The 25,753-nt window shown below is 47.1% G+C and carries 12 protein-coding genes; 4 read left to right on the forward strand and 8 right to left on the reverse strand.

Annotated features, from left to right (window positions below; all coding sequences use genetic code 11):
- Window positions 1-217 precede the first annotated feature (217 nt).
- Window positions 218-10,516, forward strand: a complete 10,299-nt coding sequence (locus LRP50_RS08130) for a retention module-containing protein (protein ID WP_274163961.1) — start codon at window positions 218-220, stop codon at window positions 10,514-10,516.
- A 123-nt stretch (window positions 10,517-10,639) separates the two neighbouring features.
- Window positions 10,640-11,623 carry a chemotaxis protein CheV gene (locus tag LRP50_RS08135; protein WP_274163962.1) on the forward strand — a complete coding sequence of 328 codons (984 nt, stop codon included), beginning with the start codon at window positions 10,640-10,642 and terminating at the stop codon, window positions 11,621-11,623.
- Between the two features lie 192 nt (window positions 11,624-11,815).
- Here LRP50_RS08135 and LRP50_RS08140 read toward each other — a convergent pair whose 3' ends face one another.
- Together LRP50_RS08140 and LRP50_RS08145 are read right to left on the reverse strand one after the other, a co-directional pair.
- Window positions 11,816-13,939, reverse strand: coding sequence for a TRAP transporter permease (locus LRP50_RS08140; RefSeq protein WP_274163963.1), 2,124 nt, complete (start codon window positions 13,937-13,939; stop codon window positions 11,816-11,818).
- 167 nt (window positions 13,940-14,106) lie between these two features.
- Entirely contained in the window at window positions 14,107-15,120 is a 1,014-nt protein-coding gene (locus LRP50_RS08145) for a TAXI family TRAP transporter solute-binding subunit (protein WP_274163964.1), read from the reverse strand.
- Window positions 15,121-15,630: 510 nt separating this feature from the next.
- Between LRP50_RS08145 and LRP50_RS08150 the strand changes: the two genes are divergently transcribed.
- Window positions 15,631-15,882 (forward strand): hypothetical protein, encoded by a 252-nt coding sequence (locus tag LRP50_RS08150; RefSeq protein WP_274163965.1) that lies wholly within the window; start codon window positions 15,631-15,633, stop codon window positions 15,880-15,882.
- A 186-nt stretch (window positions 15,883-16,068) separates the two neighbouring features.
- Here the strand turns inward: LRP50_RS08150 and LRP50_RS08155 are convergent, their stop codons facing one another.
- From LRP50_RS08155 to LRP50_RS08170, 4 genes are all read right to left on the reverse strand, one after another.
- Window positions 16,069-16,557 carry a hypothetical protein gene (locus LRP50_RS08155; RefSeq protein ID WP_274163966.1) on the reverse strand — a complete coding sequence of 163 codons (489 nt, stop codon included), beginning with the start codon at window positions 16,555-16,557 and terminating at the stop codon, window positions 16,069-16,071.
- Window positions 16,558-16,858: 301 nt separating this feature from the next.
- A complete protein-coding gene (locus LRP50_RS08160) occupies window positions 16,859-18,286 on the reverse strand; it encodes an NAD-dependent succinate-semialdehyde dehydrogenase (protein WP_274164027.1) in 1,428 nt (475 codons plus the stop codon).
- 344 nt (window positions 18,287-18,630) lie between these two features.
- Window positions 18,631-19,968, reverse strand: a complete 1,338-nt coding sequence (locus LRP50_RS08165) for a CoA-disulfide reductase (protein WP_274163967.1) — start codon at window positions 19,966-19,968, stop codon at window positions 18,631-18,633.
- 76 nt (window positions 19,969-20,044) lie between these two features.
- Complete coding sequence (locus LRP50_RS08170) at window positions 20,045-21,445, reverse strand: L-cystine transporter (RefSeq protein WP_274163968.1); 1,401 nt, start codon at window positions 21,443-21,445, stop codon at window positions 20,045-20,047.
- 683 nt (window positions 21,446-22,128) lie between these two features.
- Between LRP50_RS08170 and LRP50_RS08175 the strand changes: the two genes are divergently transcribed.
- Entirely contained in the window at window positions 22,129-23,406 is a 1,278-nt protein-coding gene (locus LRP50_RS08175) for a hypothetical protein (protein ID WP_274163969.1), read from the forward strand.
- A 114-nt stretch (window positions 23,407-23,520) separates the two neighbouring features.
- Here the strand turns inward: LRP50_RS08175 and LRP50_RS08180 are convergent, their stop codons facing one another.
- Together LRP50_RS08180 and LRP50_RS08185 are read right to left on the reverse strand one after the other, a co-directional pair.
- Window positions 23,521-24,549 (reverse strand): Preprotein translocase subunit SecY, encoded by a 1,029-nt coding sequence (locus tag LRP50_RS08180; RefSeq protein ID WP_274163970.1) that lies wholly within the window; start codon window positions 24,547-24,549, stop codon window positions 23,521-23,523.
- A gap of 165 nt (window positions 24,550-24,714) precedes the next feature.
- The gene (locus LRP50_RS08185) at window positions 24,715-25,608 is read right to left on the reverse strand and encodes a DNA-3-methyladenine glycosylase family protein (protein WP_274163971.1); all 894 of its coding nucleotides are present in this window, start codon (window positions 25,606-25,608) and stop codon (window positions 24,715-24,717) included.
- Between the last annotated feature and the right edge of the window lie 145 nt (window positions 25,609-25,753).

Below are 25,753 nucleotides of genomic sequence, written 5' to 3' on the forward strand. Positions count from 1 at the left end.
ATGAGACAGGTGGAGACAAGTAACTAACAACCAAACTCTCTTAAATACGCGATTTTGATAAGAACGGTCTTAAATCAATGCATCCGTATGTATTGCTTTGTTCAAAGGCTATTTTCCTTGTTTGTTTTTCACGTTAAGGCGCCTTTCCTATTCAATAGTGAAGATGTTGGCTCTCTGACTCTGAAGTGCCCGCTATATATGGTTCAGGTGGTGAGATATGGCAGAAAAAGTAAGGGAGAGCCGAGTTATTGGCTCTGATGGTGAAAATGTCCAGCTTTCTGTTACTGGTGGCCAAGTTTACGTCATTAAAAATGGCGTAGCGATTCCTACACCGGTTTCGGAAACGGCGGGATCTGGAGATATCATTCTTGCTGAGCCTAAAGCATCATACGTTATGATGGTTAACGGAGAGCCAGTATTGGTTCACGAACCCTGTTCCACGTGCACACTAATTAACGACCGTGGCGTTGATGTAGTTGGTTTGATTGGTAACATCAATGTTCAACAGAACACCCAGGCCATTGCGTTGTTAGAGGACGAGATTTCAGCGCTGCAACAAGCCATTTTAGCGGGTGCGGATCCATCACAGAGTTTCGAAGAACCAGCAGCAGGGGGCGCATTGAGCTCGTCCATTGGTGGATTTGCTGTCATTCAGTACGACTACACCAGTGTGTTAGTTGAAGCTGGCTTTGCTACGAGCTACACACCACCTTCTGAAATACTGCTCCAAGAAGACAATCCTCCCAACGTGCCTCCAGTTGGTGGTGAAAGTATTCGCTTAACCATTGCCGAGGGCGACCTTACACCCGTTGATTCAATAAGCGGTTACCCCACCACGGCAACCTCGTCTGTGTTGATCCCCGCTAGTTCTTTACCACTTTTGGCTGACAGTTTTGTTATTGAATCTGACGCACTTTCGGCCCTTGTTGCTGAACTAGCCAACGACACAACAAGCAATGGGAAAGCAATAAGTTATCGGGTGTCTGATGACGGGAAAACCATTGTGGGCGAGGTGGATGGCGTCGCGATTGTGACCATTGCAGTGTCCGCCGAATCTTCTGGCCGTAACGTTGAATTAACCGTCACTATCACGCTTGACGGGCCACTCGATCATATTGCGGGCAACGACAGTGGCTTGGTCACCATCAGCGGCAATACCATCGACATTTCTGTGCCTGTGCAGGGTGAAGATGCTGCAGGCAGACCCTTGGACGAACCCATCACAGTGAATATCGCTATTGAAGATGGTGCAAATCCAGCGGTTAACCCTGATAACACTACCCACAATGAAAACTTTTTGGACTATGTTTCAGAGCCAATTCCACTCAATGTGGGTACCAATAGCGATCTGTTAGCAAGCGTGAGTTTTATTTCCACGCCTGAGCTAGTTGCGCAACTTGAAAGCATCACAAGTAATGGGGAGGGAACAAATTATACAATTAGTGCTTCGCGAATCTCAGTCACGCTAGATTCGGATCCTACCCAGGTTGTATTCGCCATTGATCTGGTGGCGCTCCCTAGCTCAGCAGACAATATTAGTCGCTACGGCTACGTGCTGACACAGAGTGCGTCGATCGACCAATTGTCAGCGTCAGATTCAGAGGTTATTCCTGTGTCTGTTATTGCTGTTGATCGAGATGGCGATACTACAACAGGCCAGTTCACTGTAAGTTTGAATGATGGAACTAATGCTAGTGGAAAGGCGGCGGTAATATCTGGGGACTTTGAGGTAGTGGAGGGCAATGCAGGCACGGAAGGTCAAGTTGCTAGCGGTTCAATTACACTCGAAGCGGGCTCAGACAAACTGATTCCCTCAACCATGTTTATCGCAAATTTGGAAGACACCGATGGCGTGTTGGGGCTACTCAGTGAGTTGAACCTTCTCAGCTCAAACGGTGAACCGATCAACTTTGCTATTCAGGCAGGTACTGAGCCCAATGTGATTGTGCTTCGAGGCACGCAACCAGACTCTACTGAACCCAATGGCATCTTAGATGTTGTGACATTTACCTTAACAGCTGACTCGGAAGCAGGGGCAGGGGCGACAGGCATTAACGTTCGTTCTTCATTGGAGGTGTTTCAGCCGCTAGATGAAACGAACCAAGCGGTGTTTAGCAATACGAAATGGGTAAAGTTGGTTTCTTCCACCAACGAACAATCTGAGTTGGTGGAGTCCTTTGAAATTCAATTTGAACTTCAAATGCGGGATTCAGATAACGATTTACTTGAAGCACCGATCGATGTGACGTATTCAGTGGTTGATGGTCAATCTCCAACGATCAAAGTCACGGATGTAGATGTGACAGACCCGAGCTTTGATGCACCGGCAAACACTGTGATGGGAGAGCTCGGCCTTGAAACTGGCAGTGACCGTATTCAATCAGTTGTTTGGGAATTACCGACAGCGTTCTTTAACAGCATTGCGTCGCTGACCAGCAACGGCAATGAATTGACGTTACAGTCAGAACCGTCGGATATCAATGGCACATCGAATGACATTGTTGTGGGCTATCAAAATGACAATGATGAATTCGTGACGGTTCTAGCCATAGCATTCACACCCAACACAGAACAGTATTCCGTGACGTTGTCACAAGCGATCGACCAGCCTGATAGCGAAACTGTTGCGCTCACTTTGGGAGCAAGAGTCACTGATTCTGATGGCGATTCAGTGGTAGGTACGTTCAAAGTCACCATTCTCGACGGTAACGTGCCTAGTCTTTCCCCCGATAACGTCAGCATGACTGATCCCGTTATTGGGGAACTAAATCAATCTCAACAGGTGAGTCTTGGCCTAACACAAGGCTCAGACGCCGTTAAATCGATAGCGTTATTCGCACCTCCCGGGCTAGAGGCGTTACTTGAGAGCTTGACTGCTAGCGGCTATCAAACCGCTTATTCGCCCAGCCCTTTTTCTGGAGATATTGACACCATTCGGGTGTACTTCGATGACCCTTCCTTGTCCAGTACGTCAACGCCAGCCAATGATACTGACATATTGATTATCACCTTGGATGTGAACGCAGAAGGTGAGCTTACCGGCAATTATACCGTTGAACAGCGCTACGCCATTGACCAAGGCGACGGCGCAATTGTTCTGCCGATAGGCGTACGTGTGGTCGACACTGATAACGATAGTGTGTCGGGTGAATTTACCGTGACCTTGAATGATAGCGATGGCGTTGCAGGTTCAGCAGACGTGCTAGGCACGGTGGAAATGACCGAGCCAGATTTAACACCCGAAGGGGTGGAAGTTGGTTACCCAGATGAGTCCTCGGTGACGGTAAAGCTGACGGCGACGGATGATAGGCTCTTGCCTTCTGACGTTCAAATTGACAGCCTTGTGGTCGCTAAACTGATATCTGACCTCAATGCCGTGCTCACTAGCAGTGGTGACTCGGTCGTGTTCACCTATGACGAATCAACCGCTACGCTGACAGGCAAAGCCAATAATGAATTGGTCATGACGATATCGCTAACTGGGGTGCAAAACAGCGATGGATTCTCTGTCGACGTCACAACGCTGTTGACGCTTTATAAGCCCTTAGATCATCTTCCTGACGACAAAGCTAACGATTTTGTCGAATTTAGCGGCGATAAGATCATCTTCACGGTTGAACTTCAAACCAATGACACAGATGGCGACACGTTGCACTCGTTGGGTTCTATCGAGTTTGTGATCACTGATGGTGAGTCACCTTCCATCACAGAAGCTCCGCCTTTGTCAGTCGAAGAGAGCGATATCAATACCAATGGATCGGATGAAAATAAGAACAATGCGGGCACAACCCCTGGCGGCATAGGAAACGATCAAGATACTGCGACAGGAACGCTCGTGCTTGATTCCGGCAGTGATAGCATCAAAGATATATCATTGGATATCTCGGCGTTCTCATCACAAAATAGCAATAATAGTCAGGATTCTTCAGGCAACAATATCCCTCTGAGTTCCCACGGTGAGCCGGTCGTTCTCTCGTTAGCCAGTGACAGCAATGGCACCAAAATATATTCCGGCTCGGCTGAATCACGCCCCGTGTTTACCTTGACCGTATTTGCTGATGGTACGTACACCTTTGCGCTACTCGGCGCGCTCGATCACCCTCGTGGCGAGGGAAATAACAGCCTCGCCATCAGCTTTCCTTTTGTCGTGACCGACAGTGATGGCGATACTGCTGCCAGTAATATCATGGTGAGTGTGTTGGACGATGTTCCTCTCTCGCTTGAAACTGATGGCGTCGGTGTGGGTGGTGCGGAGCTGGTGACGACTGAAGGCGATGCTTCGAGGAAGGTGGCAGTCATTCCGTTACGAAATCGCGGTGCTGATGGTGCCACCGTTGAGACCGTCACGGTGAATGGCGAGCAACATGAATTGACACCGGGTGTTAAGAATTTCTTTACGGTGACGCAGGGCGTGGGTGGTCAGGTACTTGGCACCTTAGAGGTACAAAGTAACGGTAACATGAGGTTCTCCGCAGCAGAAGACGTGGATCACAGTGGAGCGGAAAACAATCGGATCACTGAAACGTTTACCTATGAAATTGTCGACGGCGATGGCGATGTTGTCATTGGGTCAACCGAAATCACTGTTCTTGATGGTTCGCCGCAGTTGGTCGTAAACAATGCCGCCGGAATTGAAGACCAAGGGCGACAAGGTGACCCTGATGATGATGTTGTTGCCAATCCCGCTGATGGAATCCCAATCGAGATGTCTATTGATATTGGAGATAGCGATCAAGGTGAGGGTGTTAGTCGGGTTGTGGTCAAGCTACCCGCCAACGCTCACGGTAGCTTCTATGCAAACGGAACGATTTTGGCTGTCACGGGGAACCAAATCGTTTTGCCGAGCAACGTGTTTGTGCCTGATACAAATAGTCAGATTTGGACATTAAATGGCGTGACATTTGTGCCCGATCAAGACTATTCGGCTTCATCTGGCGTGCCCACGTTTACGGCGACGGGTTATGTGGAAAACACGGACGGTACCGAGCGACAGTTAGCGAGTCAAACGTTTACCATCACCGTAGAAGGTATTGCAGATGTTCCGCAGTGGGATGAAAGTACCGTGCTCTACTACGCCATTGAAGAAGACAGCGACGGTGCGGCACTAAGTCTGAATGCTGAACTGCAAGACACGGATGGTTCTGAAACATTACGCTATTTTTTGTCGTTTGAAAGTGGGCAAGGTTCTCTAGTCCTTAATGGGGAGACGCTTTCCGCCAACAATGGTCAGTATGAGGTGTCATCGGCAGACATTAATGACGTCGTGGTGAAGCCAAATGTAAACTTTTCAGGAGACATCACTCTGACTGTGACGGCTCAAAGCGTAGAAACGGCCAATTTTGTTAACGCTAAACAAACAGCAGAATCTGTGTCACAAACGGTAACTATCGCGGTGAGTCCAGTTGCTGATAGCACGACGTTAAAAATCACTCGCGTCAGCGGTGAAGAAGATGAGCTAATTAACTTGTCTTCACACATTAGCCTGACAAGTACGGTTGATTTAGATGGCTCTGAAGCCTTGTTTGTTCGAATTAGTGGCCTTCCAATTGGTGCCAAACTTTTGCTTGCTGATGATACAGAAGTCGATGACCAAGAGGGTGTTTACGAAATTGCGTACAACGATATCGGTGGATTGCGCTTATTGCCACCACCGCAGAGTAACGTCGATTTTTCCCTAAGCGTCACTGGGGTTGTCAAAGATACCGCCATTGTCACTAACGCCCAAGGCGTCACGCAGACAGAAATCGAGTTATTCGAAACCGGTGCTAAAACACTGCCGATTGCATTGAAAGGGGTCGCTGATGTGCCGGTGATCAGTGCCGATTTGGGTGATATTTGGCATCCCATCATTGAAAATGGCGTGGATACGGGTATCGAAACAACCATTGAAGAAGACAGTTCAGTGGCGCTGTCATTCACGCTTGCGTCCGGAGAAGATGGGACATCATTACCCGGGGATAATTCCGAGACGTTAACGTCTTTGGTGACGAATATTCCTGAAGGCGTCACCCTCCTAGACACCAACAATAATGCGATTAACCTTGTTTATGCGGGGGTGGATGACAATGGACAACCCCAGTACCAAGCTAAAGTTGATGGATTGTCTGACATAAAACTGGTTCCACCTAAAGGCAGTACAGACGACATAACATTGACCGTGACGGTTGTGGTGACAGAAGACGATGGGGATTCTCGTGCTGTCGACAAAGATGTGATCGTTCATATAGAGCCAAAGATTGACGCCGTTAATTATACGTTGGACAGCCAAGGGACTGAAGACACAAACATTGTCGTGAATTGGCGCCCCGAGGTCGATCAGGGTTTTACTGATAATAACGAAGCCATCACCGGCATCACGTTTAACATTGCATCAGAAGCACTCACTGCGGGTTACACCTTAACCATTGCGGGCGACACGTCACCGCTAACGTTTTCTGGTGGAAGTGCGGTTTTGAACACATCGCAAATTGCAGCATTATTGAGTGGTGCAGATTTATTCTTGAAAGCGCCAGAGAATGTTGATGAAGATGAAAATCTGAATTTGTCCGTTACGTTAACGGTTGAGCAATCGGATAGTGACTCGAGTGCGACGGATTCCGCCACGATCACGGGTACGCTGGATGTTCGTATTGTTGCCGCGGTAGAAGACGATGGTAAGGTGACCTTGCTCGATGGCAATGAGCCCGTCGTTCAGCCCATTACTGATAATGGCAGTGGTACTATCTCTCTAGCGTCCGATGATCATAGGCTAGCGTTTGTTACGCCAGAAGGTATTAACACCGACGGAACGAGTGCCGAGGTGATTACGCAAGTCGTGATAAGTTTTGTTCAAGATGCGAACGGCACACCATTTACCGCCGCAGACCAAGCCTACTTCGATCAGTTCTACATTCAAGGTGGTATCAACAATGGGGATGGCAGTTGGACTATCCCTAAAAGTGATCTTGATAACTTGGCGATCTCAACGACCAAACCCATTACTTCCCCCGTATTTATCAGCGTCACAGCGTTGGTACAAGACCAAGGTGACGCAGGGGAAAACGATGTGAGTCGTCAAGTTGAGCAAAGCCCTATTGTCATTGAGATGGACTTCACAGGGAGTGTAGCAAGCGCTCAAGAAGCAGGCGTTATTTCGGTGACTGACCAACCTATCACGGGTATTGAGGATACCCAGATAAACCTCGGCACACAGCTTGAGTCTTTGATTCAAGTCGCGCCGGCGAATGCAGGGTCGGATGAACTGACATTGGTCATCAGTAGCGCCGCATTGTCTGGGGCGGGCGCAACGGTTTCTGGTATGGAATTCAACTACGAAACCAGCGAATACGTCGCCAATGTAGATGTTGCAGCAGACGGTACCGTGGATTTGTCGGGTATTGCTCTGAATCTTCCGAAACACTTTGCAGGGGATTTTGTGCTGCCTGTGAAGCTGGTAACCACGGACAAAGTGAGCGGCGATACCCAAGAAACCGATGCCAGTCTTTCAGTGTTGGTCACTCCCGTCGTGGACGGTATTACAACCTCAGTCGACGTTATTGAAACCAATGGGTTAAATAGCGATAAGCAACCTGTTAGTGAAAGTGCTGAGTGGGTGCCTGTTGAAAATCAAGCATTGGAAGATGGCATTATCGAATTGGATTTTTCCACCCAGCTTGTCGATACGGATACTGACCCGACTAAAGGCGTTGAAACTATCAGCAATGTGGTGTTGAAGGTCGACACCGATGTTGGCTTTTTCGTCAACGCAGACGGCACTAACCCGCAAAGTAGTATTACGGTGAGCAGGGACGATCTTGGCAGCATTCACTTCAAACCCGTCGAAGATTTTAGTGGGCAAGTCACTGTGACCATGGATACCACGGTTATCGATACTGTGGAAAATGACGATACGGGGGGAGCGGATTCAACGGCTACCGATACCATCACTACACAGGTATCTTTCAAGGTATTGCCTGTGAACGATCCTGTGACCTTTGATGGCGTTAGCGAACCTATTTCTGGGACGGAAGATGAAAATATTCCGTTGACGGGTGTGATTGCCGAACTTAACGATACAGACGGTTCTGAGCAGATAGTCTCAGCGAAGTTAATCGGTGTGCCTGATGACTTTAAATTGATTTCGACGGGCAGTCAGCTTGTACAGAACAGTGGGAACGGAGAGTGGACGGTCAGTGTTCCTGCAGGAAGTACATCTCTCGATTTTGACCAGATAGTCTTTGTTCCGCCGAAAAATTTTAGCGGCTCAATGACCGTCGTACTTGAGGTGTACGCTAAAGAAGATGAATTAACGATACCCAAAATGCATTCAACCACTGTCACGGTTGACGTAAATCCCATTGGTGATGGCATCGATGCTGATATCACCACGTCCGTATCTGGCAGTGAGGATGAGAACATCCTTCTTCCGCTCGATATCAGCGTTATCGACAATGCGGGTACGTATGATGGTACAGGTTTATCTGTGACTGAAAATGCGCCAGAGACCATCAAGGTGGTTCTGACTAATGTCCCTGATAGCTCAACAATTAGTTTGCCATCTGGGGTATCAACGGGTAGTTCGGTACAAAAGCAACCTGATGGAAGTTGGGTGGTTATTGCTGATCAAACGACGTTATCGAGTTTGACGTTTACGCCTGGTGATGCCAACGAATTGAATTGGAATGGACAACTTGAAGTATCCATACGGGCTGTTGATAACGGCGTTGAGGCGGAAAGTGGACTGTGGGTTAACCAAGTGATCGACGTGTCAGTATCGCCAGTCAATGATTCCCCTGACCTGACAGTTCCCGCATCTATTCAGCATGCTGAAGAAGAAATACCGGTATTGATTGAGTCCATCCAAGTCAAAGATGTCGATGTTAACGATGCAAGCGGCAGTGAGATCACTGTTCGACTAAGTGCAGAAAATGGCACCATCAATCTGTCTCTGTCATCTCCCATTCCATCAGGCGTGACCATCACGGGGGCTGGATCTGGCAGCATGACGTTGAAGGGTGACATTACCGCGATTAACCAAGTACTTGCTACGCATATCACCTACACGGGAGACACCAACTTCTCGGGGCAAGACAACATTACTGTGACGGTGAATGATAACGGAAACACCGGCAGCGGTGGGGCACTCACGGATACTGAGTCAATAACAGTGAACGTTCAGCCGAAACCTGATATCCCAACTCTCATACTGAATACGGCGCAAACGGCATCGGTCGCTGGTAGCCTGTCTACGATCATTCCTCTGTTAGGGCTAGCCGCTGCGTTGACTGACCCTTCTGAAACGCTCGCAATAGAAATTAGAAATATTCCTTCGTCTTTGACATTCGTTGATTCGGAAGGCTCAGCAATAGGTATTGGCCCGTCTGGGGGCGTGCTCACACTGACAGCGGATGAGCTAAGCCAGTTGCATGTGATTGGGGGCGCGGCATCAGCGTCGAACATTGATATTGTTGCCATTTCAACCACAACACTTGGAGAAAGTGCTGAATCTGCAAGCTTAAGCGTGTCGATAAACGTGGTTGACCCTGCAGATGGGCCTATTACCGCACAAGACAATACGCTAGAAAATCTGGTGATATCAGGTAATGAGGCGGCGTCTCTCGTTGGCGGGAACAATAGCGATACACTCATTGGAGGGTTGGGGGCTGACATTCTCACTGGTGGTGCGGGCGATGATACGCTTTGGGGAGGACAGAAAGGTGAAGGGAACAGCGGTCAAGACAGATTTGTCTGGTCGAGTGCGGACTTCGGCTCAGCCGGTGATCCTGCTATCGACACCATTGAAGACTTCAACCCAGCGACGAATGTCATCGACCTCAGTGCGGCGCTTAGTGTCAGTAATATCGCGAGTATTTCAGATTTGACTCAACATTTATCACTGACTGAATCGAATGGTAATGCCCAACTGAATGTGCTGGTGGGTGGTGACGTACTGCAAGAGATTGTACTGACAGGTATTGGTTTAGATGTGTTGGTGAATGAGGCATCTTCAGGGATGTCTCAAACTGATTTGATCACTGCAGTACTTAATCGTGGAAACGTACATTTGGGCGCTAATGTGGGCACTGGAGATAATGATCAGTTGGTGGCGCAGTCAGCAGGAGAAAGCCTGTTCGGTATGGACGGTAACGATACGCTTCAAGCTGGGCAAGGCGATGATATATTGACTGGTGGAGAGGGCGACGACATATTTGTTTGGTTGGAGGCATCGTTAAGTGCTCCTGCGAATACAGATGTGGTGACAGATTTTACGTTAGGAGACGATAAGCTCGATATTTCGCAACTCTTGCCAGATCTTGGCACCTCACCAACCAGTGGGGATTTGTTGCCATATTTCGATCAAGCGTCAGTGGGCCTTGATGGCAGCATAAACCTAACGGTAACTTCAGGTGACGATACACAGCATATCACTATGCAGAATATGGATCTGTCGAGTACGGGTTTGAATCTCATTTCAGGTGCGCAAACCAGTGAAGTGGTGTCAGCGCTTTATGAGCAACAGGTTTTCAAATTGGATTAGCACAAAGGGCAATTTGTTAAAAACTCAGCAATTAAATGCAACGCCGAGTCGATTGTTTTCATATTGAGACTATGCTGATAGAGGACATTGTAAGTTTAGCCTCTAAAAGAATCGGGACTTGGCATGAGCACAGAACAAAAAACAGCGATCCTGACAGAAAGCGGAACCAACGAGCTGGAAATCATTGAATTTCGGCTTGAAAAGACACAGCCAGATGGTACCAAAAAGCTATGTTTTTATGGCATCAATGTTGCCAAAGTACGCGAGGTTATTCGTGTGCCAAGCACGACAGACTATCCCAACGCGCAGCCCAACGTACTTGGCGTATTCTCCTTAAGAGGGAAGCTCATTCCTCTCGTCGATTTGGCGGGATGGCTCGGCGTTCCAACACATAACGCTGTTGATACTAAAGTGGTGATTGTTACCGACTTTAACCGCATGTCTAACGGCTTTCTGGTTGATAGCGTGAGCCGTATACACAGAATATCGTGGGAAGAAGTCGAGTCTCCGAGTTCATTCCTTGAAGCATCAGATCAAGATTGTGTGGTCGCGGTTGTGCGGCAGGATTCCAATCTGATCATGATCTTGGATTTTGAAAAAATCATTGCTGACATCAACCCCGAACTCAGCATGGAAAAATACGATGTCACTAAAGATAAACGCGTTGTGATTGATGACGCGATGGTGGCCAAACGTGAAGCGAAAACCATCATGGTGGTGGATGATTCCGCATTCATTCGTCGTTTGATTGAAAACACCCTTCGTTCGGCGGGTTACAACGTTATCACTGCGAAAGATGGTCAAGAAGCTTTAGACTCACTCACTGAATTTGTTCGTTTGTGTTCTGAAGAGAATGTCCCGATTTCAGAGTTCGTTGATGGTGTGGTAAGTGACGTCGAAATGCCCAAAATGGATGGGATGTATCTGGTCAAACAGTTAAGGGAAATCGAAGAATTCAAAATCATGCCCATTGTGATGTTCTCTTCTCTGATGAGTGACGATAACCGTAAAAAAGCGTTAGATTTAGGCGCGAATGATACGATTACCAAGCCAGAAATTGGTCGTATGGTGGGCTTAATGGATAGTTTCGTATTGAAAGATGAGTGATCGTCTAAACACAGGAATATCCATGTTTTTTCGTATATAAAGCGCCTTCAATGAGGCGCTTTTTTGTATCTGACTTTTCGTGTCTAACTTTTAGTATTTAACGTTTAATATCTGCCGGTCAGCGTCTAATATTTCGAAACTGGTATTTTGCAAACAACCCTCGAATTGTCGGCAAGTATTGAGTTAATCGTGTTATATCGCGGCTTTTCTATAGGTGTAGCCAACCAAACTTAGGAAGACTAAAGCACTGACCAGTGGAACCATCAGACCCAGTCCCGGCCACATCATAAGCCCTGCTAATGCAAATGCGAGCACTCGCAATGGCCATCCTAGAGGGCCTTCTAAGTAGCCCTCAAGACCTCCTACCAAGGCCCATGTGCCAATCACGGCAAATATGGTCACGAAGAGCACTTGCTGAAAATCGCCAGAAACGAGTGGCGTATACGCCATCAAAAGCGGCACTAGATAAAGCCCCTTGGCAATTTTCCATGCTTTAAAGCCTGTCGCCATGGGCGGTGTTTTAGCAATGGTTGCAGCCGCAAAGGCGGTTAGGCAGACAGGCGGCGTGACATTACTGTCTTGTGACAACCAGAAAATAATCAGGTGTGCAGCCAACAAGGCTAAGCCGACAGTGGTTGCCCCCAAACCTTGCTCCAACAAGGTGGCTTTAAAATCATCGGGTACCTTGCCAAGTAGGTCGATAGCCGCTTCAAAATTCATGGGAGAACCAAGCGCAGCCAGTTGTTCAGGTGCGACCAACATGAAAATGGTTTTGGCTTCTTCGGGCAATTGCCCCGTTGTCAGCAGTTCTAACAATTGTTGTTCTGCAATCAAGCCGTATATGGCAGGCGCTGACAGGGTGCCGAGGACAATGTATGACGCAGTGACCGGTAATCCCATACCTAGAATTAACGATGCAACAGCGACTAAAACCAACATGATGAACAAACTGCCGCCAGCCCAATCGTTGATCATGATAGAGAAAGTATTACCAATCCCCGTTGTACTGATGACATTCACGACTAAACCAATCCCTGTTAATAACACCGCCGTGGTGGCCATGTTTCGGGACCCCTGGGCTAGGGCGTCGACAATGTCTGAAAAGCCCATTCTGTTTGGAGAAAGCCATGAAGCGACGACCACAGAAATAATTGAAATACCGGCGGCGTAAGTAGGTGTGAAGTCTTGAACCAACAATGTAACCAGCACAACGAGCGGGATCAGGTAATGCCAGCCTGACGCCAACACCGATAGCATCGACTGTGTTTCGGTTTCCACTTGATGAACGCCAGAACGCTTGGCTTCAACGCGAACGAAAAATGCGACGGACAGGAAATAGATTAATGCAGGGGCAAATGAAACAGCGATGATTTCGACATAAGGAATTTGAGTGTAGGAGGCCATGATAAATGCGCCAGCGCCCATAACGGGCGGCATGAGTTGCCCACCTGTTGATGCTGCTGCCTCAACGCCAGCGGCAAACTTGGGAGGAAATCCGGCTTTCTTCATTAATGGAATGGTAATAACACCCGTGGACACCGTATTTGCCACACTTGAACCTGACACCGACCCCATCAACCCCGAGCCCATTACGGCGACAAAACCGGGCCCACCAATGATCTTACCCGCCGCCGCTCGAGAAACGTTGATGATGTAGTCACCCGCACCGGATTTAACCAAGAAAGCGCCAAATAGAATAAACATGAAGACATAGCTCCATGAGATCCGCGAAATTGGACCAAACATGCCCTCGGAACTATAAAAAGCGCGGTACAGCATGGTTTCAGCAGAAAGGCCTGGGAATGAAAAAATACCGTCTATCCAACTGCCCCACCAAACAACATAGGTGAGGGCGACCAGTATTAAACAGGGAATAAACCAACCCATGGTGCGTCGAATCAACTCTAACGCAATCAAGATAGCAACGACTGAGAATACCCAATCGGTCATGACGAAGGTGACACCTCGCTCGTACAGCGCATCTTCACTCACAATGATATAAATCAGACAGGCAACGGCAGCAATGGCAATACCAATGTCGATGATGAGTGCGAATTTACTTTTTCGCCATCTTGCAGCAGCGGGATAGGTCAGAGCGCACATGACAGAAAAACCGGCAAAGTGCGCGGCAGATACCCAAAGTTCAGGCAATGTGGCGAGCGTATTAAACCAGATGTGTACCAACGAGATGACAACACCAATCAGCGTGACGCATCGTGTTAGCAACGGAAAATCAGTTCGTTGGGTTAATTCGAATTGAGACAGAGACTTGTCGTTATCGGATGAGTGATTGGCGTTGCTGGGTGGGTTAGTCATGTTTCCTCAAACGTGCATCTTGCTTGCACGACGTACTTTGAAGTTACGGCCCGTATGTACAGAGTCTCACGGAGATCACAATGCAAAAGGGCATGGCATGGGGCACAGAACATCATGCGAATCAATATGGACAAAACGCGCTGACCCTAAGGTCAGCGCGTCTTCAATTACTTAGCAATGAGGTGTGTTGGGATCTCTATCCCTTGCTCCTTGTAGAAGCGTGCTGCGCCTGGATGCAGCGGAACTGGCAAACCATTGATCGCTTTTTCGAGTGCCATCGCTTTAGTGGCCTTATGGATGCCATTCAAAAACGCCAAGTTTTCATAAATTGTTTTGGTCAAAAGATAGACATCGTCATCTGTAATGTCGCTGCGAACCGCAAGAAAGTTAGGTTGTGCAACTGTTTCAACCGCTTTGGTTTGACCAGGATAAGTGTTTGGCTCGATGACAAAGCGCGTCCAAAGGTTGTAACCACCGTTGGCTTCTTTCATTTGTTCGTCAGTAAAATTGAGAATGGTTATCTTATCGCCCATCGCTGCAAATGCGCGAGTAACAGCACTCACGGGCACACCCGCAGGGGTGTTCATGCCATCAACAGTGCCGTTTTGCATGGCATCGGCACTCGCTCCATAACCAAGGTAAGCGAAGTCTAATTTCTCCGTATCAACACCTAAGCCACCCAAGATTTGCAACCCTGAGCCTTCGGTGCCTGAGTTCTTTTTACCGATAGAAAACTTTTTGCCGTCCATGTTATTCATGTCAGCAATGGTGCCCGTTTTTGCGTTATCACTTTTAACGACAAAGTGTTCTACGTTTTGCCAAAGCATTGAGACTGAACGTAATTCTTTCTGAGGTCCGGATTGCTTGAGTTTACCTTCACCAGACCACGCCCATGCGCCATACAGACCTTGCAGAATGGCAAACTGTGCTTCGTTTTCTCGTAGCAATTTAATGTTCTCACCAGAACCCGCAGAACTGATGGCAGACAGAGAGAAGTCGTATTTAGGAGCAAGCTTCACTTTGCTGAGTGTTGCCAAAGCAACGCCAACTGGGTAATAGGTTCCGCCCGTCGATGCTGTCGCCAAGATGTAATCACGGTCTTCTGCTGCTGCACTGTTGACGCCAGTCAGCACAATTGCAGTCGATAGTGAAAGTGTTTTAATCAGTGTTTTGATTTTCATACAACTCTCCAATGTTAAAATGTCCTTAGGGGCTGTTCATCTTTGGTGGTTAAGTTATGTTCTAGCTAAAAGCATTTTAGGCGAGGCGAGGTGTGTGCCGCCTAGTCATTCTAAGCAAATACGCCTCAACAAAGCATAAAATGCTTTTAGCAGAACCCTTCGGGCAGCGTTTGTGGCGACTTTCTCCTGCGTTATCGACTTCTCATGTAGGCCAGCTACACATCGAAGCCTCTTCCTTGCATAAAGCCGCCACAAACTGCTGCAAAAATCATCACCAAAGATCAACAGCCCCTGGTGTTCGCGGCAATCAGATGTGTAGACGACGTCACACGGCTTCTGAGAGTAATCATTGAGCAACGAAAGAATAGCCGAGCTTGTGAGTTTTTTGTTAACAACGATGTGTAAATCCAAACACCGTCTCAGTTTTTTTCCCGCTGTTCCACTCGTGTAAGACTTTAGTCTAGTGTTCATTTTGACTTATGATGTTCGCTAACACTGACCGAGGTAACTATGTCAAAACCCAATAAAAAGCTGCCAACTCGATCTGTCGATATCGTGTGTGGAAAGTGCAAAACCTTGCTGTTTAAATACAAGAAGGGCGGCAAAGGAGCGTTGGTGAAATGTTTCAAAGAGCGGATCGTGGTGGACTACACTGAGCGGCCTTGCACCTGCCCACATTGCGAAACCGTGTTTGCAAGAGAAACATTAGTTCGTGGTACACCGGCATATAAAATTATCGGTGTGAAAGCGACGTTGAAATAGCGCTGTAACTACAAAAGTAATAGGGGCCGAATTTGAGGCTAGGTGGTGCTTGTTTGAGTTTATTGAAGCTCAAGGCCTAAAAGATAGGAATGAAGAGAGATAAAGGCGGAAAGATAAAGACGGAAAGAGAAAGAAATGAAGAGAGGGAATTGCTGGCAATGCATACTCTCATTGCCAGCACAAAAATTAGATACCTGCGCGCTTAAACAAACCCGCCATCAACTTAGAATTGGATTTCACTCCCGTTGATTTGGTTTTGAACTCACCCGCTAGACGTGTGTTACCGATATCACGAGCGATGTGCTGCATGGTTAGGTACATGTCTTTCGCAGATTTCATGCGATTAGTGTCGTTCAATGGTGCCAGTAGTTTCACCATGTCAGAACCTGTCATGTTCTTTTCAATGGCGTGCTCTTCAATCGCAGACAGAAGCTTGTCCAAATCGACGGTTGCATCTGAGCTTTCAACGCCTTGTTTTTTCATTGCTTTTAGATTGCGTCGGCGGATCTGCTTAATGATGAAAGAAGGGCGATTAATGCGTTTAAAACCCCAGTAACCCGCTGCGATTACGAGAGCGATACCACCAACCACGTATGGCCAGATAGGACCGGAAGATTCAGCAACGGTTTGGGCGGTAGTAACTACCTCAACGGCAGTAGAAGGTACATCAGACATCGTTTTACCTTAGTGTTCATATTGATGGGTCGTAGTGTCGCACTGTGGCACGAAAATACACTGTCACGCTTCACATTAAAGGAAACATCCTTCGACAGAAAAGTTCGTTTGTAGAATTTTTATGCGATCTGCATAGTAACAGACCTCGAACACATAGGCGTGCGTTAATTTTGGGTGAATAACGTACGGTAAAAAGTGCATGAAAAGGTTTCACAAAGGTTGCGAGTGAAAAGGCAGAACTTGATGGCTCTGCCTTTTGTTGTTCAATGGAATCACGTCTTTAGAAAGGAGGGCAAGAAAGTCACATGCCTCCAAGGCAGATGTATTTGGTATTGAGGTATTCATCTAGCCCTTGTCTTGCGCCTTCACGACCAATACCCGATTGTTTTACTCCGCCAAAGGGGGCAACTTCTGTCGAGATAACCCCTTCGTTGACGCCGACCATGCCGTAATCGAGTGCTTCGGCGACGGCAAAAATACGGTTGATGTCTTTGCTGTAAAAATAACTCGCGAGTCCGTAAATGGTGTCGTTCGCCATCTCAATGAGTGAAGCATCATCATGAAAACGGATAACGGGGGCAATGGGGCCGAAAATCTCTTCCTGTACAATACTCATACTGTGTTGAACATGAGTGAGTACGGTGGGCGTGAAGAATTGTCCGTCTAAATCTTCGCCTCCGATACTGATTGTTGCGCCCTGTGCCACCGCTTCTTCTACTAAGCGTTGCACTTTGTTCTTGGCATTCGCATCAATCAATGGGCCTACGTTTACGCCATTATCAATACCATTACCTACAGTCAGTGTGGCGACTTCTGCTGCGAATTTCTCGACAAACTTGTCATAAACAGCATCGTGTACATAAAAGCGATTCGCACAGACGCAGGTTTGCCCTGCGTTTCGGAATTTCGAAGCAATCGCGCCTTTCACGGCTAAGTCGATATCCGCATCATCAAACACGATAAACGGCGCATTGCCCCCCAGCTCCATGGAAACGCGTTTAACGCTCTCCGCACTTTGTCGCATTAGAATACGCCCAACATTTGTTGAACCTGTAAATGAGATTTTGTTGATCTTGTCGCTGCTACAAAACAATTCACCTACCATTACCGCATCGTCGCTGGTGACAATATTGAGTAGACCCTCAGGGAGTCCCGCTTGGCGTGCCAATTCGGTGACTGCATAAGCGCTCAACGGTGTTTGCGCTGCGGGTTTAGCAATGAAACTGCAACCTGCAGCAATCGCGGGCGCGGCTTTTCGTGTGATCATCGCAATGGGGAAATTCCAAGGCGTGATAGCCGCGGCGACACCGACAGGTTGTGTGATGGTCATAATGCGACGGTCAGATGATGGTGTTGGAATGGTTTCGCCGTAAGCACGTTTAGCTTCTTCAGCAAACCATTGAACAAACGACGCGCCATAAGCCACTTCACCACGTGATTCCGCAAGCGGCTTTCCCTGCTCAAGGGTCATGATCCTCGCTAGATCTTCTTGGTTATCCATGAGTAATTGATACCAGCTCATCAAGATATCGGCACGCTGTTTAGCGGTTGTTTTTGCCCATGATCTTTGCGCGATTTCGGCTTTGGCTATCACATTTTCAATCGTTTCGCGGGAATGAGAGGGAACATAACCGAGGACATGGCCTGTGGCGGGGTTAGTCACAGTGATTGCACTGTTCACGTTTTCACACATCGCAGAGAGCAAAGAGAGGTTTTTGATCTGATCCATCATTGGCTTCCATTGTTAAACCGAGAGCGTCTTAGCATTAGACTAACGACGTCATAGGAGGAGAGCAATATGAAGAGGCCGCTCATTTTGATAAGTGGCAAAAATGAACCCATTGTGTGAAGTGTCCATTATTTTGAACGAATACGGGAATTGTTGGGCGCGAGTTGCAGTTGAGTTTATGTCTAGTGCGATGAGGTGGTAGGTCGCTTTTATGCGGGGTAATGATCTGGCTAGCAAGTGAGTTGGCTGATTAGAGATCTCAATGAAAGGTCAGCGGCTTTACTGGCTAACGAGGATGCTAGCCAGTAAAGCGATGTCACTGCACTATGCGCGCTTAGCTTGTCTTATTTTGCGACATTGCCAGCGACGTTCATGATGTCCCATGTTCGTGAAAACGGCGGTGCATATGCGAAGTCCATCATGCCAAGTTGGCTGGTGGTCACACCCATGGTAATGGCGACAGCCATTGCATCAATTCGATGTACTGCACCTTTGTAGCCGATCAACTGTGCGCCCAATATACGTTTGGTATCGGCTTCATACACTAGCTTCATGTGCATATCAGATTGCCCTGCACAGTAGTTGGTGTGGCATTTGTCTTTAATAGTGATGCTTTTCGTGTTGAAACCTGCCTCATTCGCTTCGCGCTCAGACAACCCGGTTCGGCCTGCTTCTAAGCCGAGAACGCGAACACAGCTGGTGCCGATAGAGCCAGGAAACTGCAAAGGCTCGCCATCCACTTGCGCGATGTTGTCACCGACAAGGCGACCCATTTTATTGGCACCCGTTGCTAGCGGAATGTATTGATGACGCTGTGATACTGAGTGCCAAATCGCGGCACAATCTCCTGCCGCCCATACGTCTGGAAGGGAAGTGCGTCCGGTTGAGTCGGTTTTAATCGCGCCATTGGTTAAGGTATCAATGCCTGTTTCTTTGAGAAATGCCGTGTTGGGCTTAACGCCTGTGCACACGACAACAAGATCGGTGGTGTATTCGCCTTTGTCAGTAACAATACCAGAGACGGCTTCGTCGCCTGCGATTGCCATGAGTGATTCGGACGTTAGAATTTCTACGCCAGCTTTTTCAAGTTCGGCATGAATATGTACACTGATTTCTGCATCGAATGCGTCTGGGATTAATCGTTCCGCGCGTTCGATCAAGCGAACTTGTTTACCCTGATGGATCATGGCTTCTGCAACTTCAAGCCCAATGAAGCCTGAACCTATGATGGTGACATGCTGGCAATTTTCATCTTCAATCGCTGATTTGAGTGATAGGCCATCTTTCATCACACGTAAGGCATGCACACCTGCTTTATTTAAGCCTTCAACGGGCGGCAATACTTCACTGGCTCCTGTTGCAATCATTAGTCTGTCGTAGTGGACAATGAAGGTTTCGTGTTGGTGTGTAACTTCAAGCTTCTTATTGTCAGCATCAACTTTATTCACGCGATGACCGGTTTTAACGTTGACGCCACGCTCAGCGAATTGCGCTGGGGTAAATTCCGACATAAATCCACTGTCGTTGAATTCGCCTGCGACGAAATAGGGTAATCCACATGCACCAAAAGAAATAATCTCAGACGCTTCGTATACAGTGATGGTTGCGTCTGGGTTTACACGTCGTGCTTTTGCTGCAGCGCTCATGCCTGCAGCTTCCCCGCCAATAATGATGATATTCATGTTGCTTTCCTCGTGGGCAATTCGCCCAAAACTAGAAATGGGGGCGAAAGCCCCCAAATATTAAAGGTGTTATTGATTAGGCTGTGGCGTCTTCACCATCTAGATTTAATGGTTTGTCATCATTAAACACCGCCATGTCAGTTTGTCCCATCAATTTACTGGTGACCGAACCTGCGGTAATTGACCCTGATACATTCAGAGCGGTACGACCCATATCAATTAGTGGCTCGATAGAAATCAACAGGCCCGCTAACGCGACAGGGAAGTCGAGTGCAGACAGCACAATCAATGCTGCGAATGTTGCGCCACCACCGATGCCAGCCACACCAAATGAACTAATAGTGATGATAGCGATGAGCGTCACGAGGAAGCCGATATCGAGAGGGTTCACACCGACTGTTGGTGCGATCATCACAGCCAACATCGCAGGGTAGATGCCCGCGCAACCGTTCTGACCAATGGTTGAACCAAATGATGCTGCGAAGTTCGCTATTCCGTTCGGAATCCCCAATGCTTTTTCTTGAGTCTGCACGTTCATCGGAATCGAAGCAGCGCTGCTGCGAGATGTAAATGCAAAGGTCAGTACTGGGATGATTTTTTTGAAATGACGAATTGGGTTAAGGCCGATTAAAGCAATAATCCCTAAGTGAATAGCAAACATGGTGAACAGTGCGCCGTAAGAGGCAATCACGAAGTTAGCCAAGTTGACAATATCAGCGTAGTTCGAGCCTGAAATGACTTTGGTCATCAGTGCCAGAACACCGAAAGGCGTAAGACGAAGAACCAAGGTAACCATGCGCATTACAATGGATTTTGCCACTGTAATAAAGTGCTCGAACGACGCAAATACGTCAGGCTGTTTCTTGGCGATACCTGTTGCTGCGATACCGATAAAGATAGAGAAGATAACCACTGCAATCGTTGATGTTTTGCGCGCACCAGTCATGTCGAGGAATGGATTCGCAGGAATAAACTCAAGGATCATATTGGCAAAAGAGAGAGATTCTACTCGGCCGAGATTGGTTTCTAAAGATTGACCACGAGCGACTTCGGCTGCGCCAGCCGTTAAGCCGTCGGCGGTAAGGCCAAACATCAGAGACCAGCCTATACCCACCAGTGCAGCAATCATGGTTGTGAGTACCAACACGCCAATGCTCATGCCACTGATTTTTCCGACAGAAGAGCCGCCCTTGAGCTTAAGAATGGCCGAAATAATGGACACCATCACCAAAGGTATAATGATCATTTGCAAAAGCTTTACATAGCCTTTCCCGACGATGTCGAAATAATCAATGCTTGCTTTAATAATATCGGAACCTGCACCGTAATAAAGTTGTAGTAGACCACCAAATACAACCCCCAACCCTAAGCCAGCAAATACGCGCTTGGTAAAAGGAACATGCTGTGATTGGAGTCTATAGAGGAAATAGATAAGTCCAGTGAATATTGTTAGGTTTAATATAACGCTTAAGGCCATTTTTAAAATCCTTAATGATAATAGCGGGCTAAATAAAGGTAATGATTTATTTCCTATCGTGTTCTTTGTGACTACGTGCCAGCGTCATACCCCTATTCTCATGAGGAGAGGATGATATGACAGCAACTTGGTTATATGAATTAATTCAATATCACTAAAAGTTATATATTATAATTTGAACAATAATAGATTCATATATGCGCACTTGTTTAATTATTCTGGTGTATTTTGTTGCTATCTTGTGTCGTCATTGTTTAGTTTGTATTTCTGCATTTCCCTTGTTTAGTGTGACTTGGCTGATTGGAATTAATATACATTGATGATTTTATTTTTAGCGTGACGATTATCTAGCAAATTAAAAACAAAATAACGCTATATATTCCGTATTTATTATTGCTGTGAATTTATCAAATTTGACTTAATCTTCTCGCGTTTTAGTGCAATTTAAGTCGTACAAATTACCGAACTTCATGGTGTATCACTTACAAACCTTAATGTGATCTTTGTCACTAACAATCATTCGGCCTATTTCTCTGTTGAACTAGATTTTTAGATATGAACCAGCAATCGAACTTGGGTTAGTGCTGATTGAATACGGATCATGTTTTTTTGATGTGTCGTGCATTGGTTCTACTAAAAAAATTACAAATTTTCAGTGGCAGTGACCAATTAAGGGAAAACCTATGAAAAACATCACAATATCGGGGTTGAGCATTGCTTTGGCTATGTCGCTAACAGCCTGTCAATCAACGTCAGAACCCGCTCAAATTGCGAGTGAGACCAACCAGGCACAACAGCAGAGTACAAACACGCTTCAAATCTTTGAAAAAGCCAAGTCGGATTACACTCAATGGCTACGTAAGATGGAGGAGAGTCAATCGTTTCGCTTATACAGCAGTGATCTCGTCGATGATTTGTTCGATGCGTGGGAAGAGGCTGTAGATGTCTATGCGGATTTTGACGCAGACCCAGAAAAAGCGACTGAAAGCTATTCTCTCTTTTCGTCTGGCACTTATGCAGAGGTGTTCGATAAACGACTAGGAGAGGTCGCTGCGTTGCATGCGGAGTTATTAACCCTTAAACAGACTGCTGATGATCTTCTGGCTGAAGCCATCACTGAAATGGCGTATCTCGACGCTATTGGTGCTGAAGAGGTATTTTCCTCTCGTTATAAGCGGATAGCGAAAGAGTACCGATCGCTTTTTGTCTATGTCGCAGACAACGATTTAGATGATGCACAACTTAAGCAGGTTCGGTTTTTGAAGAATGCCAAATCTTTAGAGGTGGCAGTTGTACTCAAGCGAAACATAGAGCCACTGCAGAAAGAGTTAGCGCTGTTGCGTAAAGAAGGGTTCAGATCCATCGCTCCAATCAGTTATGCAAAAGCGAATGCGGCGTTAGATCAAGCGGCAGCGACGGTGTCTGCTGAGCCTAGAGCTGAAGACGTGATAGAAGAAGCTGTTTTCTTGGTTAACTTCGAACTGGATCACCTTAAGCATATGGGTTTGGAAGTGAAGCGGTTTAAGAGCGTGAACGATGGGAAATTTGAACCTTTAATCTTAGCGTTGGAGAATCAAATTCATCGTATCTCTCAGGCGCTCGACCAACAAGATTTAAGAAACAAACCTATTAAGCAACAGACAGATTTGTTGGCAGGACAAGCAGAGACTTTGGTAAAGTCGCTCAAAAACAAGCCGGACGTGGATCCTCAATTGATGGAACTGATGGCGAAGTTGGAAGAGGTGAACAGTGACTTGTCGAATACTGAGCAGCAAGTGGATGTGCTGTCTGCGCAAGTGGTGACACTAGAGGCTAAAAAGGCGTCTGATGAGAGCCTGATTGATGACTTACGCATGGTTATCGATACCATTAAACCAGACGAAGCCAAGGTAAAACCTGCTGAGAACTCGACTTCCGTCTCTGACAGCGAGGCAGTTGCCGCTGAGGATCCAAAAGTTTGAGTTGAGACTCTCGACTATTTCTATCAGCAACAAAAAAGCGCCTATATGGCGCTTTTTGATTAGTCTGAACTGTGGGAGAATCGTAAATATCAAACAGATGGCATGAGTAAGTTGCTAAGCGCACAAGTAGTAATGATGGTTGGCCTTCTTCGCGAGCACCCCGTCATTCACCATTGTCTCGAACAAGGCATCCACATCATCATTTGTTAACAAAAAATGCTTACAGACAGCTTTCTTTGAACAAGTGATCACACCGCCTTTCACCGCAGCTTCGACACGTTGTGCCAACGTCAGCGCTGATTCTTCTTGTTCATTTTTTTGGCTGTCTTGATTAACGACAAGATCGAAATCCGTTCTGTGTTCCAAATATCCCATCGGCTGAACAATGTTGTCCGGTGTGATATCGATTTCAGCGTGATGTCGGTAGAAGCGGCGGAAGCGCGTTTCTTCACCAATCACGCCGACAAAGAATGCAGCGAAAAGATCCAATAAGATCGACAGGAAAACCACCAAACCAAATTGAGCAGTTTGCTGAGAAACCTGAAATGCATCCGCGAGACTGTCGATAAGTCCAATAGCAGAACCTTGAGCAACAGGAGGAAGTGAATCACGTTCTCCCGCCAGTCGAATTTGCTCTTCTCTCAGCTTATTATTTTGAGCCTGTATACGAGTCACGCCAGTCGCGATACGTTCCATTTGAATGTACTTTTCTGCAGCGAGGTTGTTCAAGTCAATTTGTTTTTCTATCGCCTCGATTTGTCGGTTGTACGCATCGACTTTAGCTTGTTCAATCGCGATAACACTTTGCGCTTTGTTTGTGGCGCTATTGATACCGCCCACACTTCCGCCAATCGAAATCGCAGCAAGTACAAGGTAGAAAGTCAGCGCAGTAAACGAACCCACATAATTACGATGAGCTCGTCGCTCTCCAAATTCGTACCACGCGTAAAACTTACCTGCCTCAAAGATGATCGCCAAGGTACCAAATAGTGCCTTCATCATTGGGCTGTCATCTATCGAGAGGAAAAGCAGGAGTGAGAATACCGTTGAGGTGACCACAGCAGCGCCAGTGAAGCTGTAAACGCTGATCATGGCGAAAGGGCCTTTAGGGTAACGATACCCGAGCATATTTTTGTAGTGCATAGTTTTCTTTCAAGTCACGGTATGAAGGGCGCGAGGATACCGCATTGACGGCTTACCTTCCGCAACTGTGACCTATCTAACAGTTTGACTGCTGCTTTCACAACCAAATCGTTAGCGTTTTATACGATTCAAGCTCTTCATCAACAACGTTTTATGACCAAAGTGTCAGTATCCTTGCTCAGATTGCATGGCCCATAGGTGCGCGGCGACTAAAGCACGCCACGGTGAAAAGTCATTAAGCCAAGCCTGCGTTTCCTTTTCTGAAGGTTTTTCGTCACAGTCAAGCAACTGTTGCAGGTTTCTTCGTACCGCTACATCGCCATGTAATGAGCCATCCAAATAGCCAAAGCCTCGCAGCAAGGTATAACTGACAGTCCAAGGGCCAACGCCTTTAATGGAAAGAAGGTCTCGTGAGACGGCGAGGGGGTTAGCGCTTAGGGATAGATCGAGTTCATTATCTACCAGCATTTGGGCAACACGCTGAATGGTCGTGGCTTTACTATTGGAATACCCACAGCTGCGATAGGTATCAATGTCTGTCGCGGCGAGCGTATTTGGGTCTGGAGAACACCAAATGCCACTACTGTGTGGCTTACCCGTCGTTTCTATGAGTCGTCGACGAATGGAAACTGCCGCTTCCACGCTGATCAGTTGCCCTGTAATCGCCCAAGTAATCGCTTCAAAGGGCGTGACTGTTTGGGGAATCCTTAAGCCGCTATGATGTGCCAGCAAGCGAGAAATCTCAGGGTGGGAATGGTACTGGCTTTCAAAGGTCTCGATATCTTGATTGAGCCCTAACATGTGTATGAGTAGCGACATTAGTGATGCGTTATCAAGCGGAGGTGTCTCCGCATCGGCATCGAGTTCTAGTCGTGCGTAGTCATCATTTAGTTCCAGACTCAAACAACAAGTTACACCATTAATCAGCATGCCTTTACGAAGTAGGTTACCGTCCACTTTCTCTGCTAATTCCGTTTTGTCACGTTGGTGGAATGCGAGAAAATCTCTGTGTCTAAAGGTACTTGGTAGTGACGTTGTCACTGAGCGGGTGGCGGTCATGAGATTGGTTCCTAATGAATCGTGAAACCAGCTTAAACCGCACGGTAAGACAAGGCGAGACAATTCATCTTAACGCACTATAACTGAATATTTTGGCGTTCATTTCTACAAACTGCCTCACATAAACGCACTAAGGCCACTTAGC

The organism is Enterovibrio gelatinilyticus (assembly GCF_028683095.1).
Lineage (GTDB): Bacteria > Pseudomonadota > Gammaproteobacteria > Enterobacterales > Vibrionaceae > Enterovibrio > Enterovibrio gelatinilyticus.

Coding starts and splice junctions, on each gene's coding strand:
- LRP50_RS08130 (WP_274163961.1), top strand. CDS start 218: ATGGCAGAAAAAGTAAGGGAGAGCCGAGTTATTGGCTCTGATGGTGAA.
- LRP50_RS08145 (WP_274163964.1), bottom strand. CDS start 15,120: ATGAAAATCAAAACACTGATTAAAACACTTTCACTATCGACTGCAATT.
- LRP50_RS08170 (WP_274163968.1), bottom strand. CDS start 21,445: ATGGCCTTAAGCGTTATATTAAACCTAACAATATTCACTGGACTTATC.
- LRP50_RS08135 (WP_274163962.1), top strand. CDS start 10,640: ATGAGCACAGAACAAAAAACAGCGATCCTGACAGAAAGCGGAACCAAC.
- LRP50_RS08165 (WP_274163967.1), bottom strand. CDS start 19,968: ATGAATATCATCATTATTGGCGGGGAAGCTGCAGGCATGAGCGCTGCA.
- LRP50_RS08150 (WP_274163965.1), top strand. CDS start 15,631: ATGTCAAAACCCAATAAAAAGCTGCCAACTCGATCTGTCGATATCGTG.
- LRP50_RS08140 (WP_274163963.1), bottom strand. CDS start 13,939: ATGACTAACCCACCCAGCAACGCCAATCACTCATCCGATAACGACAAG.
- LRP50_RS08160 (WP_274164027.1), bottom strand. CDS start 18,286: ATGGATCAGATCAAAAACCTCTCTTTGCTCTCTGCGATGTGTGAAAAC.
- LRP50_RS08175 (WP_274163969.1), top strand. CDS start 22,129: ATGAAAAACATCACAATATCGGGGTTGAGCATTGCTTTGGCTATGTCG.
- LRP50_RS08180 (WP_274163970.1), bottom strand. CDS start 24,549: ATGCACTACAAAAATATGCTCGGGTATCGTTACCCTAAAGGCCCTTTC.
- LRP50_RS08155 (WP_274163966.1), bottom strand. CDS start 16,557: ATGTCTGATGTACCTTCTACTGCCGTTGAGGTAGTTACTACCGCCCAA.
- LRP50_RS08185 (WP_274163971.1), bottom strand. CDS start 25,608: ATGACCGCCACCCGCTCAGTGACAACGTCACTACCAAGTACCTTTAGA.